At 40.3% G+C, this 17,650-nt stretch carries 13 protein-coding genes; 3 read left to right on the top strand and 10 right to left on the bottom strand.

What is annotated here, in order from left to right; genetic code table 11:
- Positions 1-9: 9 nt before the first annotated feature.
- The 7 genes from hisC to OCV70_RS02175 all read right to left on the bottom strand — a co-directional run bounded on the left by hisC (position 10) and on the right by OCV70_RS02175 (position 11,368).
- Positions 10-1,068 (bottom strand): histidinol-phosphate transaminase, encoded by a 1,059-nt coding sequence (gene hisC / locus OCV70_RS02145; protein ID WP_262579106.1) that lies wholly within the window; start codon positions 1,066-1,068, stop codon positions 10-12.
- Positions 1,069-1,385: 317 nt separating this feature from the next.
- Complete coding sequence (gene mgtE, locus OCV70_RS02150) at positions 1,386-2,780, bottom strand: magnesium transporter (RefSeq protein ID WP_117851145.1); 1,395 nt, start codon at positions 2,778-2,780, stop codon at positions 1,386-1,388.
- Between the two features lie 591 nt (positions 2,781-3,371).
- Entirely contained in the window at positions 3,372-4,781 is a 1,410-nt protein-coding gene (locus tag OCV70_RS02155) for a phospholipase D-like domain-containing protein (protein ID WP_262579107.1), read from the bottom strand.
- A gap of 253 nt (positions 4,782-5,034) precedes the next feature.
- The gene (locus OCV70_RS02160; protein WP_262579109.1) at positions 5,035-6,699 is read right to left on the bottom strand and encodes a carboxylesterase/lipase family protein; all 1,665 of its coding nucleotides are present in this window, start codon (positions 6,697-6,699) and stop codon (positions 5,035-5,037) included.
- Positions 6,700-6,756: 57 nt separating this feature from the next.
- Positions 6,757-8,310: a response regulator transcription factor gene (locus OCV70_RS02165; RefSeq protein WP_262579110.1), complete on the bottom strand. Its 1,554-nt coding sequence runs from the start codon at positions 8,308-8,310 to the stop codon at positions 6,757-6,759.
- Positions 8,311-8,312: 2 nt separating this feature from the next.
- Positions 8,313-10,091, bottom strand: a complete 1,779-nt coding sequence (locus tag OCV70_RS02170) for a sensor histidine kinase (protein ID WP_173765679.1) — start codon at positions 10,089-10,091, stop codon at positions 8,313-8,315.
- A 2-nt stretch (positions 10,092-10,093) separates the two neighbouring features.
- Positions 10,094-11,368 carry an ABC transporter substrate-binding protein gene (locus tag OCV70_RS02175; protein ID WP_317259436.1) on the bottom strand — a complete coding sequence of 425 codons (1,275 nt, stop codon included), beginning with the start codon at positions 11,366-11,368 and terminating at the stop codon, positions 10,094-10,096.
- Positions 11,369-11,573: 205 nt separating this feature from the next.
- On the opposite strand from OCV70_RS02175, the gene OCV70_RS02180 reads away from it, so the two are divergent.
- Positions 11,574-13,172: a carboxylesterase/lipase family protein gene (locus OCV70_RS02180; RefSeq protein ID WP_262579111.1), complete on the top strand. Its 1,599-nt coding sequence runs from the start codon at positions 11,574-11,576 to the stop codon at positions 13,170-13,172.
- An 89-nt stretch (positions 13,173-13,261) separates the two neighbouring features.
- On the opposite strand, the gene OCV70_RS02185 is transcribed toward OCV70_RS02180, so the two are convergent.
- Positions 13,262-14,650, bottom strand: a complete 1,389-nt coding sequence (locus OCV70_RS02185; protein WP_262579176.1) for an alanine/glycine:cation symporter family protein — start codon at positions 14,648-14,650, stop codon at positions 13,262-13,264.
- 302 nt (positions 14,651-14,952) lie between these two features.
- On the opposite strand from OCV70_RS02185, the gene OCV70_RS02190 reads away from it, so the two are divergent.
- The gene (locus tag OCV70_RS02190; protein ID WP_021925090.1) at positions 14,953-15,108 is read left to right on the top strand and encodes a rubredoxin; all 156 of its coding nucleotides are present in this window, start codon (positions 14,953-14,955) and stop codon (positions 15,106-15,108) included.
- A 36-nt stretch (positions 15,109-15,144) separates the two neighbouring features.
- Positions 15,145-15,723 carry a TetR/AcrR family transcriptional regulator gene (locus OCV70_RS02195; protein WP_262579112.1) on the top strand — a complete coding sequence of 193 codons (579 nt, stop codon included), beginning with the start codon at positions 15,145-15,147 and terminating at the stop codon, positions 15,721-15,723.
- Positions 15,724-15,859: 136 nt separating this feature from the next.
- Here the strand turns inward: OCV70_RS02195 and OCV70_RS02200 are convergent, their stop codons facing one another.
- Complete coding sequence (locus OCV70_RS02200) at positions 15,860-17,404, bottom strand: AMP-dependent synthetase/ligase (RefSeq protein WP_262579113.1); 1,545 nt, start codon at positions 17,402-17,404, stop codon at positions 15,860-15,862.
- A 12-nt stretch (positions 17,405-17,416) separates the two neighbouring features.
- Positions 17,417-17,647, bottom strand: coding sequence for an acyl carrier protein (locus OCV70_RS02205; protein WP_021925093.1), 231 nt, complete (start codon positions 17,645-17,647; stop codon positions 17,417-17,419).
- Positions 17,648-17,650: the final 3 nt, after the last annotated feature.

The following is a 17,650-nucleotide window of genomic DNA, read 5'->3' on the forward strand; positions in this document are numbered from 1 at the left end:
TTTTCTTTCTCATTTTTTCAGGTATTTTTTCAAAAATTCAATCAGCTTCTCCATCTCTTCCTGTGTTCCCACAGTAATTCTTAAGTGATTGTCAATTCTTGGCTTCGGGAAATATCTTGCATAAATGTGCTCCTGGCGAAGAGCCCCGAACAGTTCACTTGCCGGGCAGCTTTCGTGGGAAGCGAAAATAAAGTTCGTTTTGGAATCCGGGAAGGAAAATCCCAGCGCTGCCAGTTCTTTCTTGGTCCACTCTCTGGTGGCAATGATCTTAGCGCAAGTCTCCTGGAAATATGCCTGATCTTCAATGGCAGCCACGCCTGTGGCTAAAGTGGTGCGATCCATGGTGTAAGAGTTAAAGGAATATTTCACATCATTGAGATATTTGATCAGCTGCGCATTTCCGCACGCGAAACCGATTCGCATTCCAGCCATGGAGCGGGACTTGGAGAAGGTCTGTACTACCAGCAGATTCTCATATTTGTCGATGAGCTCCAGCGCTGATCTGGCGCCGAAGTCTACATATGCCTCATCCACGATCACGATCACATCCTGGTTGTGCTGCAGGATTTCTTCTATATCAGAGAGGGGAAGCTCCACCCCTGTAGGCGCATTTGGATTTGGGAAAATAATTCCGCCGTTTTCCCCGAAATAATCCTCTTTGCGGATGCAAAAATTCTCATCCAGAGCCTTGCACTCATACGGAATGCGAAACAGGTCTGCCCACACATCATAGAAGGAATAAGTGATATCCGGGAAAAGAACAGGCTTCTCTGAATTGAAAAAGGTAAGAAAGCTCATGGCCAGCACATCATCTGAGCCAACGCCTACAAATACCTGCTCATCCTTCAGTCCGTAATTCTGTGCAATTGCATGTACCAGATCACCTGCTGTCGGATCCGGGTAAAGACGGAGAGTGTCTGTGTGAATCTCCTTAAGGGCCTTTGTTACCCCTGGAGCTGGTGGATATGGATTCTCGTTGGTGTTCAGCTTGATCATATCCGGTTCATTTGGCTGCTCTCCCGGGGTGTACGGTACTACTTTGCGAATATTTGCTTCCCATGTATTCATTTCAATCCAACCTCGCTTTTTCTATTAATGATGTCAGATGCAAAAGATTTTCTGCCTCCAACCATATACCAGAAATTACCCGCCAGCCCACTGCCGCCTGGATTCTGGAAGTTACATCCATTTTACTAACTTCCTTGTATTTTGTCAAATTAACGTATTGAATTCTGTTGATAAATTTTGCAAAACATTTCTTCTATAAGAAACTCCTCCTTAATCCTATTTTCCAAAACCAAAAGCCCTTCGTGAAAAGAAACAATTCCATTTTCGTTTCTTTTCACGAAGGGCTTTCCTGCCTGCTCCTCTTTTATTATTTTCTCTTAGCCTGCCAAATGCAGCACTCCGATCAGGAACACCCAGCCAAGTCCGTAATATGTCACAACAGCCACAAGGTCGTTGACAGTGGTGATCAATGGACCAGAAGCAACTGCAGGGTCCACGCCCACTTTCTTGAAGAACAGCGGAATACAGGTTCCCACTGCACTTGAGATCAGCATAGCCAGAAGAAGGGCTACTCCGATGCAGCCGGAAACTGCATATGCAAATACCAATGTTTTTCCCTTGAAGAAGTAAATATAAAGTCCGATCAACGCAAAGGACAAAATACCAAGAAGTGCACCATTGCAAAGACCGATTCGCATTTCTTTAAATACAAGCTCCAGCTTCTGCTTTCCTGTAAGAGACTCATCCATCAGTACACGAATGGTAACCGCCAGAGACTGGGTACCTACGTTACCTGCCATATCCAGAATCAGTGACTGGAATGCCATAATGATCGGAAGCTGTGTTACTACGTTTTCAAACACACCAACCACAGAGGATACTACCATTCCAAGACCAAGAAGAACGATCAGCCACGGCATACGCTTCTTCATACTCTCTTTCAGCGGCTCCTTTAAATCCTCCTCTGCAGTAAGACCTGCCAGCATGGCGTAATCTTCTCCCATCTCATCATCAACCAGGTCAATGATATTAGATGAAGTAATAACACCAAGAAGACGATTGTCATTATCCAGGACAGGAATGGAGTCTTCTGAATACGCCTTCAGTTCTTCAATACAATCATCAATATCTTCTTCTGCATATACATACGGATAAGAAGTAGCTACCAAATCTTCCAGTGACTTGTCCTGACGGGCAATGATCAAGTCCTTCAGGTCAATGGCTCCATAAAACTTCTGAGATTCTGTCACCACAAAAATAGTGGAAATATTATCATTCTTGGCAGCCTGCTCTACCAGACTGTTCATAGCCTGTTTTACAGTCAGATTCTCACGGATAATAATACAATTGGTAGTCATGCGGCTTCCGATTTCATCCTCATCAAAGGATGCGATCATCTCAATATCATGACGGACATCGTCATCCATCAGCTCCACCAGGATTTTTTTCTTCGCTTTTTCAATTTTCTGGAGAACCTCCACAAGGGCATCGGTCTCCATCCGTGAAAGAATGGCTGCTCCTTTTTTCACATCCATCTCTTTCACATATTCTGCAGCATTGTCCGAATCTGTGTATTCAAAAATATCGGACAACATATTAATATCCAGGATACGATATAATTTGTAACGCTCCTGTACAGTCAGCCTTGGCATTGCATCTGCAAGGTCATTGGCATGAAAGTCCTCCAGCTTGCTGCTCATAGCAGCCGGAGAGGTATTACTTCTGATTACAGCCAGAATGTCCTGGGTGTAATCCTGCACTCTTTTTTCCATCCTGCTTTCTCCAATCTCTCATAAATCAGATTCTCAATATTATGGATCTGTCTTATGTTTTTTTATACGGATATAAAAAATCCGCGGGAGAGCATTATTACAGTATAAACAGCTTACACTGCCTGCTCATTAAGGGAATATTGGATCCCTCACAGGGCATATGAAGTCATCCAGGCAAAATATTTTTCGCCCGGAAAGCACACAAATACACGCACGAAAAAAGAGCAGACTAATTCATGTCACCAAAGAATGTCACTGTACTGCCTTCAACGTGCCGCAATTACGCTTGGAATTCATAGGATCAAAAAAAGAAATGGAATTCGATAATTTATAGAAATTAAAGAAGAACAGAATGTGCGCGGTGCTCATCTGCCATTTCGTTTTTCCATCCTATGCAACTACTTCGCCCATGAGAATCGCAACTATCCATTCTGTTCACCTGCCTTTGTTTTCATATTTTTTATGAAAGAAATTTATTTTCTTTCCAAAAGTCATTCTAACTGCTTTTGGACAAAAAATCAATTCCTAATTTGCTATTTATTTAAATTTTCACCTTCTTTCTTTGCGAAAGTTTTTGCCTGGACAAGGGTGCTACAGCAGCTGACGAAGCGGACGAATAATAATCCTCAGCGCTCCATAGAATAATTTCTTCTGCCAGGTCAGTATCTTTTTCTCATACTTTGCCCCTTCTGTTTCCTGTCCATTTGCCAAGATTTCTTTGCTCTTTTCCATATAATCGTTTTCAGTTGTGCGAATCTGCTGATTCAGTCTCTTGCTGTCAATTACCAGCATCAGCTCCGTGTCCAAATAAGTGCTTCGCATATCCAGATTGTATGACCCTACCACAGACAGACGATTATCAATCAGCACTGTCTTTGTATGAACCGGATAATCGTTCATCAGCTCATAAACATCTGCTCCGGTTTTCAGGATTTTTTTCTTTTGATTGAGATAATCTGTACAGCCCCATGGATTTGAACCTTTTTCCACTGCATTAAGTATGATCTGCAGCTTGGCATGATCTGCTATCTTGTGCAAAGCAGTATACATATAGCCGTTACAGATTACATATGGAGTTTGTATAATCACATGGTCTGCATTTTCAGACAGATACTGAATTGCCTGAAGAACCTGAGGAGTTTTTCGCCCCGCCTGGGTTCCGTTATGAATCAGGGTAATTTTATTGGCCTCTTCCGTATCCTTCTCCCATGTGCTATAGGTTTCTATATCATTATATTTTTCCAGTAGAGAAGTATACAGCTCTTCCATGTTCTGGTATTGATCTGTATATTTCGAGGACTGTTTTCTTGTTCTTATGCTTACACAGCCCTCATTCCAGATTTTGTGAAAATAGTCCTCAAGCTGCAGCAAGGACTCGCCCTTTCCTTCAGAAGTATCATACACCAGAATATCCCGGTCCACATTAATGTCCTCAGTCTGATCTCCCAGGAAAATATCGTTGCTGTTGCGTCCGCCAAGCAGGTACATTTTCTCATCAATGATCACATATTTATCATGCATGCGATAGTTCAGCTTAAACAGATTGGCTGGCGTCACTGGATTATAAACTCCCACTTCTACATTTTCATGCGCCGCCAAAGCCTGGAAATCACTGCTTCCAGCCAGAAAAAGCTGTTGGTAAATTCCATCGATCAGGAGCTGGATTTTCACTCCTTTTGCCGCAGCATGATTCAGCGCAGCCAGAAGCTTAGTGCCGTTTTCATCTGCGCGCAGATCAAAGGTGGACAGCACAATGCTTTCTTTTGCTGTACCAATCATTCGAAGCCGCCACAAAAGTGCTTCTTCGTTATCATCGATACAGCGGATTCTTTCTGCCCCTGCTGTCTCAGAAGTAAATTCTGTCTGCTGCAGATTTTTTGCATATTTTCCATCTGGTTTTTTGCAAAAAAGAGGTGCAAGTATATTTACCAGCGCAACCACCAGCAAAAAACAGAGAAAAATCTTGCCTATTTTTTTCATTGTTTTCTTTAATTTCACCATACTCTCCTACTTTCTATTACGGTTATGCAAAATTGGGGGAAAGAAACCTTTTTGTCTATGTTCAGCCCTTTTTTAATTTTTATCATAGCATGAATTTATTTTCAGAACAAGAAAGAGGAAAGATTTTGCGCTATTTACGCAAAAAAAGCCGCCAGCTTCTAAAGCCGACGACTTTTTCTGTGAATAATATTGAAAAAACCATGGTATGGTAGGAAAATGCACTGCATTCTCCAGGAGGTTAAAAGTGTATCACTTACTCAGCTACAGGAAAATTGAAATAGTTGGTGGTATAATCCATCATCAGTTTTTCCAGATCTGTCAGTTCCTCTTCATGAGTACTGATTCCATCTCCCAACTGAATATATCCCATATTTTCATCTGCTGCCGGCCAGTATGCAAGTCCGTCTCCATTTGGATCTCCGGTTTTGATAAAGTTTGACCAATACTGATTCATCTTTTCTGCTAACTCATAGTCCCAGTCAGTCCACTGTCTTACCTCCGGAACGCCCTCACGCAGAGAATTGAACGCATACCACATTTCACTTGTATGCCATGCCCACTGGTTAGCCCAGCCTCTGTCTGTTCCTAAATCTGAAATGCTCTCAGGTGTAGAATGGCTGAATAAGTATGTATAGTTTGCTGCTTTTCCATCTGTTCTTTCTGACATCATTTTTCCGTACAGTCTGTTAACCATAAGGCTTCTGCTGACATTTGTGCCAAGACCATAGGTTCCTAACTGACGGCTGACCATAGCTGCTGTACTGTCATCAACTTTTACCAGATTTTCAAAGTCGTATTTATCATACAGATCGCCAAGAGCTTCTTTGTATTGTGCATAGAAATCCTCTGCTGTGGATACCTTCGGATAACTTCCCTCTCCCATATTTGTTCCGGACAATACAGAAATCTCATCAAACACTCCATCATTAATGGAATCCTGAATGCTTTCATAGGTGACATACAAACCATCCTGGTTCATGCTTCCCGGATAATTAGAACTGGTATTGTCAATCAGCTTTTCAGCATCTATACTTCTCAGATCCTCAAGTGTCGCAGCCTCATCAAGTCCCAGATCTCCCAGATATGCAGTTCCTTTTTCTTCTGCACTTTCCAGAGTCTGGAATTCCATATTGTACTTTAAGCCACTTTCCAGGATTAATTTATCAACTTCTACATCCATTTTAGGAGAAGCAGTCATTGCCATTGCCTTTGTAGTACCGCCAGACTGTCCACCAACTGTGATATTTTCAGGATCTCCTCCAAAGTTAGCTATATTCTCTTTGATCCATTCCATAGCTTTGATCTGATCCATCAGACCATAGTTTCCGCTTTGTCCCTGTTCCTCGGTAAGCTGTGGCAATGACAGATAGCCAAAGACACCAAGACGCTGTTCTACTGTTACCACAACGATTCCGTTCTTTGCAAAAGCTTCCGCATTTCCTTCCGGCTCAAAGGTATAGCAGCTGTTCAGTCCGCCGCCATGGAACCACACATATACCGGTTTCTTTTCTGTGGAAGAAAGTGAATCTCCTGTTGTCATTACATTCAGATACAGACAGTCTTCACTCATTTCCGGAACTCCATCGTAATAAATATCTGTTTTATAGGGCTCCACCTCAGCTCCGCCTAATACCTGCATAGGAATATCCTTGTAGGTATCACATACAAGAACATCATCCCATTTTTCAGGATCTACCGGTGGTTTCCAGCGCAAATCATCAACTGGCGGTGCTGCATATGGAATTCCACGAAATTCTACAACATCCTCATAGTTTTCATCTGTACTGTTGATTCCCTGCACTTTTCCGTACGCAGTTTCAACAACATTCTTTTCATTTTCCTCTGCATATACATGAACACTTCCCATAAGTGTGGAGCAGGCAAGCAATGCAGCCAATACAGTTAATCTCTTCTTCATATAAACAGAGCCTCCTTTTTTTGATAATGTTATTTTAAGGCTCCCGGAAGATAAAAACTATAAATTATTTTCTTTTTCAGTATCACTTTTTTGACTTTTCTTTTTTCTTTCCTGGGAACGATATTCTGAAGGCGTCATGCCGCAGGATTTCCGAAAAATCTGAGTAAAATAGGAAGCATCATTGTATCCTGTAAATGTTGCTATATCTGTAATGTCAAAGTCCGTATTTCCCAGAAATTCTTTTGCCTTTTTCAGGCGCACCTCTGTGAGATATTTGGAAAATGTTAATCCGGTTTTATTTTTAAAGGTTCTGCTGAGGTGTCCCACGCTTACAAAGTATTTATGCTCTGCAAGCTCATTTAATGTAATATCATCTGCATAATGATTTTCGAGATACACTAAAATATTTTCTATCAGAAGTTCATTTTCATTTTCCTCGTTTTTTTCACAGACTTCTTTCAAAATCATAAGCAAATATTTTTTCAGCTCATCTGCTGTATGAAATTGATACAGGTCAATCTTAAAATCAAACAGGAAATATCCCCCTTCTCCCTTGGGTATCTGACATCCATTATAATACTTTTTCCTGAGAACGGAAAAAAGCTGTATGATTGCATTATAAAGACTGTAAATGTTTGCGCGCTCGCTTATGCATCTGGCAAATAAGTTATCTATGATTTTTTCTGCCTCATAAATACGGCCAAATTCTACGACTCTGCTGAATATTTCCAGGGTTTCTTTTTCCAGCAAATTTTTAATTTCCAGTTCTTCTTTCCAGAAAAACAGATTTTCATTTATTAAAATACGGTTATTGATTGCGTAAATACACTCTCTGTACGCCCTTTCGATTTCCCTTCTTTCTTTGTGGATGCCACTGATCCCAAACCACGAATTATGATCCATACTGTTTTTCAGCTGCAAAAGATCAGCCTCTCCAATGCATGCTTTGAAATCCATTTTCTGTTTGCAAAAAAAGAGTAATATACATTCACCTTTATTTTTAAAGTACCAGCTTCCTACATCGGCAGTAGTTCTTTTCTTTTGCAAATATTTTTCTATTTGTTGATATCCCGAATGCGAAACTTCTCCCTTCGCCATAAAAAACCAGGAGTGATCCTTCCAAAGCTCCGCCGGAATCAACTCATCAAGCAGCTTTTTATTTTGTATCAATTGTGCAAAATCCAGATTCTCAACAATTCCTTTTAGTTTATTGATATTTTCCAGATTATCTGACTTTGCTTTTTCAACAAGAATATCCTTTATAGACTTAAGCAATTCTGATTCGTTGATTGGTTTTGTCAGATAGTCCTTTACCTGATAGCGCAGCGCATTTCTTGCGTACTGAAAATCTTCATATCCGGTTTCTATCACTACTGAGCATTTCGGCACATGCTCCTGCACATATTTTGCCAGCTCCAGGCCATCTACATTGGGCATCCGGATGTCCGTAATGATAATATCCGCTTCGTTTTCTTGAAGATATTCTATTACTTCTTCCCCATCTTCAAAATCTCCATTCACCGAAATCGGCAATCCGGATTTTTCAAGCATCATGACGAGTGCTTTTCTCGCATAATATTCGTCATCTGCAACTAAAATTTTAAAATTCATCTTTATACCTCTTTTTCCAATACCGGAAAACGAACCGTTACACAAGTGTATTCTCCCTGATTACTTTCTACCAGAATTCCAAATTCTTCTCCATAATAGTTTTTAATCCTCTGGTGTACATTTATCAGGCCGATTCCGGAGGAACTATGATTCACGCCCTGCTGCAGGTCTTTTTCTAATTCCTGGTGTAACATCTGCAGTGTTTCATCGCTCATTCCATTTCCGTTGTCACAAATACTGATTTCTGCTATATTGGCCGAAGTGATTTTTCCGGTCACTTCTATCCGCCCTCTTCGTTTGCAGGGAATGACACCATGTTCCATTGCGTTTTCCATTAATGGCTGTAATATAAACTTTAGCATTTCACAGGTCAGCATTTCCTCTTCTACATTATAAATCACGTCAAATTTTCCCGGAAAACGCATGGACTGTATTTTTACATAGCACTGAAGATTCTCAAGCTCCTTTTTCAGCTGTACAATATTTCCCCCTTTTACGTTATAATGAAAAATATGGGACAGGCATTCTGAAATTTCCGATATTTCATCAACTCCATTTAGTTTTGCCAACGCACTGACAATATTTAATGTATTATATAAAAAATGGGGATTGATTTGATATTGCAGCATTTGCAGTTCTGTTTTTTTCTGGCTTATTTCGTTTTTGTATGCCAGAATAATATTCTCTTCAATACGTGATACAAGATCATTATAGCCACTTACCATTGTGGAAATTTCTTGTGGAACATCCTCTTTTAATTGGATATGCCGTGGTTTTTGTTTTTTATGTAAGGTTACCTGATTTAACGCATTGGAAAATTCAGTAATCGGCTTGGTAATGCGACTGATCAGCTGCATTCCTCCAAACAGTAAGAAAACAAAAACCATCAAAATCCCAAAACAAAAAAGCAAAATATTCTTTATACTATTGAGAAGAAAGCTTTTTCGCTGCATACATTGAACCATATACCAGTCCAAATCATCGATTTTAACAACATATGCATTCCAGACAGAGCCATCCGCTTCCAATGTTCCCTGATGGTTTGGATTTTCATAAATTTTCTTTACATCCTCAAGAAGAAAATTGTTCTTTTTTTCAGAAGAATAAACGATCCCGTTTCTGTTAAAAAGACAGCATTCAATTTCATCATTTGAAAACACGGAAAAGCTCTTTTCTATTTCTTCAAAATCCAAATCGATATAAATTGTAGCAAGCTTCTGATCCGATTCCACAGAGTACATAGCGTATGCGATTGTCAGCAATTTATAAGGAAGCATGTTTATTTCGCCTTCATATACATCTGTAACATATTCCTCATTTTTATAGCCAACCCTTGAATAGGCAATATGCTTTTTTGCCTGTTTAATCTGTGTCAACGAGTCTTCCACAAAGTTACCATAAACATTTCCATTTTCAGTTAAAATAGTAGTGCGCAAAATAAATGGATTAATTCCACTGATATCTTCCAGCGTACTATTTACATATTCCTTATAGGAAAGCTGCTTTTTTAAGGATTGTTTTTCATAATCGTTTCGAAGATCTGTCATAATTGTTTTATCTATTAAGGGGAGATATTTCAAATAATCCAGATTTTTTGTTATGGTCTCGATTTCCATCTCCCACTGACTGTTCATTTTATGCAAATAAAACCAATTATTTTTTTCAGCCTCCTTCACATCAATGAAAAAGGAGGCACAAATTACTATCAGGGAAAACAGAAAACAGCATGCTAATCCAATAAAAAGCTGCCACCATACAGGTAGTCTTGAAATTCGCTTCACACTCAAGCTCCTTTCTGCAGAATTAAAAGATCGTTCCATTCTTTCAAAAATGCTCTTTCTGTATATGTTTGAGGGGAACTGGTCAAATTCTGAAACAAAGCATCCCTGGCATTAGATTTTTCGCTTTCATAAGCAAATTCTTCCAGGAAAAATTCACCGCTACTGATACTATCCGTAAATACCTTCGCATAATTGTCTGCTACATCTACAGATTTTATACAGGAATAAGCCCCGGCTTGATTTGCATAATATTCACTGACATTTTTTGAAAATACATAGTCCAGAAATTTTTCAGCTGCTTCCGGATGCTTACAGAAAGCAGAAACCCCCAATGTCGCATCTATTTTTGCTACAACCCTTGCCTGATTTTCCTTGTATGTAGGAAACGGCATAAATAACAAATCCATATACGGATTTATTTTTTTTATTATAGGATACGCCCAGTTTCCCTGAAGAAACATATAGGCTTCTCCCTTTGCAAATTTTTTTACAGCTTCATCATATCCTGTGTTTATGGTCTGTTTCTGACCATATTGTCTTATTTCTAAAAATTTCCTAGTAGAATCAAGTGCAATAGGATCTTCATATAAAACGGTAGTGCCGTTCAGCACATTCTGAAATAAATTATCCTGGCTTCCTCTGGAGGACATGTCAATTGCATCCCATCCCTGATGAATCGTCCAGCTGTCTTTATCTGCAAAAACAATTGGAAGCTTTCCGGCTTTTTTTATTTGCTGCATCGTATGAATAAGCTCTGCATATGTAGAAGGAATCTGGTATCCGTCCTTTTCCAGCATCCTTTTGTTATAAAATATCCCTCTGTAATTCACAGACAACGGAAGTACATAAGTACCATTAAGAATTTTTAATTTTTCCAAAAAATGTTCATTTACACAATGGGTTGCAGAAAAATCATCCAGCTTCTGCAAGTATCCGCCTTTTACATATTTAACCAGATCATCTTTCTGTGCTCCGATAAATTCAACAATATCTGGAAATTCTCCCTGGATTGCACGGATTTGCAGTTCCTCCTCCGGATTTGGTACTGCCATAAGTTCTACACATATATCATCCTGTGATTCATTAAAATCCGCGATAATTTTCTCAAAAATATGCCGTGTTTCTCTTTTGGAGGTAAGAAATACCAGTTTTTCCTTTTCTTCTTTTTTTAAGCTGCGTATTTGCTGCTTTTTATTTTCTTCTCTGACATATAACATGCAAAAAACTGTAATGGCACAAACAGCAATTAATAAAAATATCTTCAGATTTCTTTTCATATTATAGAGACTCTCTTTTCATAAAATTTTTTATAAAAATACTATAGCCTTTCTTACAAAATATACTACAACCAATCAAATTGTTTTTCAATCAGATTTCCAAAACAATCAAAAAAGTAACAGTGACTGGTTCAAAAACTTATAGCGCCAACAGCCCTGTTTTTCTATAATGGAACTACTTGATACGAAGGAGGAGATTTAAGAAATGAAGAAAAAGATTATAAGTATCCTTTTAAGCAGTGCTATGATTTTCTCTATGGGAATTTCAACTGTTTCCGCTGCTGCAGCTGATGACACAGCAGCCACAGAGAGCATTGTTGTGAGCAAAACAGAGGGCATTACAGATACCGCATATGGAAAGGTTCGTGGTTTTATTGATGACGGAACTTATACCTTCCGTGGAATTCCTTATGCAAAGGCTGACAGATTTGAAATGCCAGAAGCTCCTGATACCTGGGACGGCATCCGCAATTGCCTCGTCTATGGTTCAACCGCTCCTATTACAAAAATGACAGATCCGGATGGCGGAGATTTCCTGATTCCTCACCGTTACTGGGCTCAGAGCGAAGATTGCCAGAATCTGAATATCTGGACACAGGATCTGGATGCCAATGCAAAGAAACCGGTCATGGTATGGTTCCATGGTGGTGGCTACACAAATGGCTCCTCTATTGAAGGTGTTGCATATGACGGAAAAAATCTCAGCGAATATGGCGATGTAGTTGTAGTAACTGTAAACCACCGCTTAAATGTACTTGGTTACCTGGATGTTTCCGAGTATGGTGAGGATTATCAGTATTCCGGCAACTGCGGTGTAGCAGATTTAGTTGCATCCTTAAAGTGGGTAAAAGAAAACATCGCTAATTTCGGCGGCGATCCTGACAACGTAACTATTTTCGGACAGTCCGGCGGCGGCGGTAAGATTATCAGCATGTTAGCTACTCCTGAGGCAGAGGGATTATTCAATCAGGCGATTGTACAGAGTGGAAGTGAGCGTTATATTGAACAGGATACTGCTAAAAAAATAACTGCTAAAACACTTGAGATTTTGGGAATTTCAGATAACCAGATTGAGCAGTTAAAAGAGGTTCCTTATGATACTCTTGATGCAGCTGCAACGGAAGCAATGAAACAGGTAGGCGATGAGCTGGGAACCTCTTTAAGCTGGCGTCCGGTTCTTGATGAAGATTATATTCAGAGTAATTTCCAGGAATGGACAAACGACATTCCGGTTATGGTAGGTTCTGTATTTGGAGAAATGAACTGCTGGACTGCTCTGGATCCTAACGAAACCAACAAAAACTCCTGGACTGATGAAGAAGTAGACGCAAAATTAACCGAAAAATATGGTGACAAAGCGGAAGCTGTAAAAGAAGCATTCCTGAAGGCTTATCCGGAAAAGAGTGCTTGTGATGCTTATTATGTAGCAAATCGTACCAATTTCTCCAAAACCCTTACAAAGCGAGTTGAAGCTGGTGCAACTAAGAACTATGATTACGTTGTATCCTATGAATCTCCGATTGACGGTGGTGTAAACTTATGGCACTGTGGCGAGATCCCATTTGTATTCCACAATGTTGACTTAGTAGCCGGTTCCTATGGCGGAAGTCAGGACGCTTATGATCTGCAGGATGTAATGTCAAGTGCATGGGTAAACTTTGCAAAAACCGGAGATCCGAATGGCGAGAATGTACCGGAATGGAGCACTTATACAGATGACAACAAATCTACTATGGTATTTGATACCACAAGTGGAGAAAGAATTGACTATGATGCTGAATTACAGGAGCTGATCAGCCAGTAAGCTTATATAGGTTCTCTGAAAAATAATAAAGACGCTGTAAATCCTCTTGGATTGATGGGTATTCACTCCCATCATTCCAAGGGGATTTTTTATTTCTTTATTTCTTTCTGAAATGCTTCAATATCTTTCGCTATCTCTCCGCTGAGCAGCAGCATACAAATCAGATTAGGAATTGCCATCAAAGCATTGGCAATATCAGAAAAGTTCCATACCAGACTCAAGGTCTGTGTACAGCCGACATATACAACCAGAGAAAATACGATTCTGTAAATCATGTTGTATTTATGTGTTCCAAATAAATATTCGAAAGCTTTTTCTCCATGATATTCCCATCCAAGAATGGTAGAAAATGCAAATAATGTAATTCCAATGGTTACCAGCCATCCTCCGACACTTCCAAGAACAGTTTCAAATGCTGCAATAGTGACATCTGATCCTGTCAGCATATTTCCTGCTGCATCAGTAGTGCCAAGTACTCCGGAAGAAGCAATTGCAAGACCTGTGATGGTGCATACCACAATCGTATCCCAAAATGTTCCTGTCATATTTATGTAGCCCTGGCGAACCGGGTTATCCGTAGTCGCTGCAGCAGCCGTAATTGCAGCAGAACCCATGCCGGCTTCATTCGAAAAAACTCCACGCGCAACACCGTATCGCATAGCACTCATCATAGAAGCAACAATACTGCCGCAAAGACCACCGCCTACAGCTTTTGCGGAAAATGCCATTTTAAAGATCATAGAAAGCCCTGAAGGCAAGTTGGAAATGTTTCCAAAAATCACAATAAGTCCACAGATCACATAGAAAATTGCCATAACCGGCACAACTACAGATGATACTTTGGATATGGATTTAATTCCACCAACAATAATTAATAATGTCAATATTGTTATAATAATCCCAGAGACCCTTACCGGAACATGAAATGTAGCATGAAGTGCACTTGCAATAGAATTTCCCTGAGTCATATTTCCGATTCCAAAGGAAGCTACAACTGCAAAAAATGCGAAAAGCCATGCCAGAATTACTCCCAAAGTCTTATTTTTCAGTCCTTTTTTCATTGTGTACATAGGACCGCCGCTCATTTCACCTTTGGCATTCACTTCACGGTATTTAATTGCCAGCATACATTCACTAAACTTGGACGTAATGCCAAAGGCTGCTGAAATCCACATCCACACCAGAGCGCCAGGTCCTCCTGAAACCATAGCAGTGGCAACGCCAACAATATTTCCGGTTCCAATTGTAGCAGCAAGGGCAGTCGTCAGTGCGGAAAAAGGAGAGACATCTCCTTCTCCACGGCTTTTCGTACGCGCTTCCTTGCTGAGCGTGCTCTTTAGCGCATATCCCAGGTTTCTCCAGGGCAGAAATTTCGTCCGGATTGTAAGAAAAATTCCAGTTCCCACAAGCAGGATCAGCATTACCGGACCCCACACAAAATCGTCAACTTTTGTTACAATTTCGTTTAATCTCTCCATCATATACATCCTCCCTTTTGATATTTGCATACACGCACAGCCTTTTACGAGTTTTGCATAAATACAAAAAAGAGCCATGTTCTGAACAACATCGCTCTTCTGTGTGTATACGTATTCAATTAGTGTCAGACAAATATTATCCCTGACATTTTTAATTATTAACAGTATATGCTTTCTTCCCTCTATTGTCAAGATAACTTATCAAGCGAAGCCACATCCAGATATTGACAAATATTGTGAAATGTTTTATAATTTTGACATAATAACAGTAATTATTATCATTTAATAAGGAGGATTTGCTTATGAAATATGTATGCGATGTTTGCGGTTGGGAATACGACGAAGAGCAGGGCTATCCAGAGGGTGGAATTGCACCTGGCACGAAATGGGAGGATGTTCCGGAAGACTTTGAATGTCCTCTGTGTTCTGTAGGAAAGGATCAGTTTTCCCAGGAATAATTTTGTTGAATAATTGAAGAGAGGGAGGGTGCGCCTATGCAGAATCCAGTTCCTGACGAAAGATATTATGTGGCCAATGAGGCTATCTTAGGTGCTTTTTTTAAACTATCACGGGAAAAAGCTCCTGATAAGATCACAGTATCTGACATCATCAAAGCTGCAGGTATCGCCAGAAGCACCTTTTATAATCATTACCAGGATATCCCCTCACTGGTAGCTGCCGTTGAAGAGAAAACAATCTGTGATGTTTTTTCCATGATGGAGAAATTCCATCCAAAAAATGACCTGGATATCTGTCGGTCCTATTTTTTTTCAATCTGTCAGTACACCATAGAGAATCCTTTTCTTGCAAGTCTTTTGAGCACACCTCATGGCAATGACTTGTTTGAAAAAATGCTGACCATGCTCCATCACTATGTCACCGATGCAGCATCCAATTCCAGTCCAAATAAACACACAAAGGAAGAAATTTCCTATGTGATCACCTGTGCGATTGGCAGCACCATTGGTGTCCTTCACAAATGGACCAGGGATAATTTCGATCTGGAGCCGGAAGCTGTCGCTGATATTTTGTCCCAGGTTTTTTTATCCGGCATGCTGCCCCTTTTGTCCTAATACGTGTTTGAACGCAGATAAGCGAAGCGACTGCGTTCATGAGCAAGTAGCGAAGCGGATTGCGAATGTCCGCTTTACAAAGGCTTTCTGCAAGATGTGCATCACACTTTGTGAGCCATGCAGAAAGCCTTTTTTGTTATGCAAGAGGTTCGTCAATCAGAGCATCCTGTCTCTTAATCTTTTTCGTTGTGCTGCGGATAAAGGGATTTTTCCGAATGATCAATCCTGTAATCTGACGATAGGTCGGCTGATTTTGATTGTACTTATCCAAAAATGCCTGAAGCAGTCCTTTAACAGACTCTGCATCTAATGCCTTTGCTTCCACCACTGCCTGCTCCGGATAAATCCGGGCTGTCAGACCATTCTTCTCACCAGTTACGATCACTTCACCTACAAGGGGATTCAGGGCAAGTTTATTCTCAATTTCTTCCGGAGATACATTTTCACCATTTGACAAAATGATCAGATTTTTCACTCTTCCGTTTATGAACAGGTAGCCATCCTCATCCATATATCCCTTGTCTCCTGTGTGAAGCCAGCCATCCGTAAGAGTCTCCTGGGTTTCCTTCGGCATCTGATAGTAGCCCTTCATGACACTGGTTCCGCGCACCAGAATCTCCCCATTTTCAAATCTGACCTCCACGTTTTCAAGAGGCTTTCCAATAGATCCAGGCTTATTATTTTCCGGTGTATTGTTGCTGATAACAGGTGAGCATTCTGACATTCCGTAGCCTTCCAGTATCTGAATACCGTACTGTGCAAAATATTCAATGTAATATGGATCCAGATGCGCCCCACCGGTAAATATGGTATGCAGCTTTCCTCCAAATACCTTCTCTGCCAAAATCTGTTTTGGAATTGCCGGGTCAGAAGCAGCCAGCCTTTTATAAATTGTCTCTATCATCATGGGTACCATGAGCATAATGTCTGGTTTAAAAATGCTCATATTTCTGACCATATGGAGCAGAGAATCATTGATACAAAGAGTTGCTCCCTGGGAAAAGCCCTTCAGCCAGTCCATAACAAGGCAGAATGCATGATGGATGGGAAGTACGCTAAGCATCACGGTTCCCGGTTCTGCTGAAATTTTTACAGCCTCAACATTAGATGCCAGATTCTTCTGAGTCAGCATAACTCCCTTACTTTTTCCGGTTGTTCCTGAAGTAAAAATAATGGTTGCAATATCCTCTTCATCCGGACAGGCAGCATCTTTAGATGCATTATTTCCTGTATTCCGAAGCTCATTGATACTGTATACCTTTTCCGGTACATCCTCCACCTCTTCCTGAAGCATCCATACCTTCTGAAGCCCCGGACAATTTGCCAGAAATACTTCAAGATATGGTCTGAGCTTCGGACTTAGGAAAAGGGCTGCACAATCGGAGCGATTGATCAGATCTACCAGATCCTCGCAGGGAAGTGCTGCATCAAGCGGCACTGCTGTTGTACATCCTGTAATAATCCCAAGATAACTTTCAATCCACTCTACAGAGCTGGTGCCAATTAGTGCAATGTGTTTTCCCTCAAAGCCCTCTGCTAGAAGACCTTTTCTGACAGAAGCTGCATTTTCCATTATTTCACAATAGCTTCTCTCTGAAATTTCTTTCTTATTAAGCCATTTTACGGCTTTGACTTCACCATATTTTTGTACGCTTTCTTCTAATATATTTCTGACCAGCATATCCATTTCCTCCTACTGAAGGTTTTCCAGCAATTGAAGTGCCTCTCCAAGGGTTACGATTTTCATTACCTCGTTTTCTTCAAGTTCAATATCAAATGTATCCTCAAGCTCACCTAAAAAAGACATAAAATCCAGAGAGCTGAATCCAAGATCCTCACGGAACCTCATTTCATTTGTCATTTCTTCCGGTGCCACTTTGCTATACTGGGCTACAATATTTTTAAATTCCATTTCCTGACTCATTAT

Source organism: Blautia acetigignens (assembly GCF_025566865.1).
GTDB lineage: Bacteria > Bacillota > Clostridia > Lachnospirales > Lachnospiraceae > Blautia_A > Blautia_A acetigignens.

Coding starts and splice junctions, on each gene's coding strand:
- OCV70_RS02180 (WP_262579111.1), top strand. CDS start 11,574: ATGAAGAAAAAGATTATAAGTATCCTTTTAAGCAGTGCTATGATTTTC.
- OCV70_RS02175 (WP_317259436.1), bottom strand. CDS start 11,368: ATGAAAAGAAATCTGAAGATATTTTTATTAATTGCTGTTTGTGCCATT.
- OCV70_RS02200 (WP_262579113.1), bottom strand. CDS start 17,404: ATGCTGGTCAGAAATATATTAGAAGAAAGCGTACAAAAATATGGTGAA.
- OCV70_RS02160 (WP_262579109.1), bottom strand. CDS start 6,699: ATGAAGAAGAGATTAACTGTATTGGCTGCATTGCTTGCCTGCTCCACA.
- OCV70_RS02205 (WP_021925093.1), bottom strand. CDS start 17,647: ATGAGTCAGGAAATGGAATTTAAAAATATTGTAGCCCAGTATAGCAAA.
- hisC (WP_262579106.1), bottom strand. CDS start 1,068: ATGAATACATGGGAAGCAAATATTCGCAAAGTAGTACCGTACACCCCG.
- mgtE (WP_117851145.1), bottom strand. CDS start 2,780: ATGGAAAAAAGAGTGCAGGATTACACCCAGGACATTCTGGCTGTAATC.
- OCV70_RS02165 (WP_262579110.1), bottom strand. CDS start 8,310: ATGAATTTTAAAATTTTAGTTGCAGATGACGAATATTATGCGAGAAAA.
- OCV70_RS02185 (WP_262579176.1), bottom strand. CDS start 14,650: ATGGAGAGATTAAACGAAATTGTAACAAAAGTTGACGATTTTGTGTGG.
- OCV70_RS02195 (WP_262579112.1), top strand. CDS start 15,145: ATGCAGAATCCAGTTCCTGACGAAAGATATTATGTGGCCAATGAGGCT.
- OCV70_RS02155 (WP_262579107.1), bottom strand. CDS start 4,781: ATGGTGAAATTAAAGAAAACAATGAAAAAAATAGGCAAGATTTTTCTC.
- OCV70_RS02190 (WP_021925090.1), top strand. CDS start 14,953: ATGAAATATGTATGCGATGTTTGCGGTTGGGAATACGACGAAGAGCAG.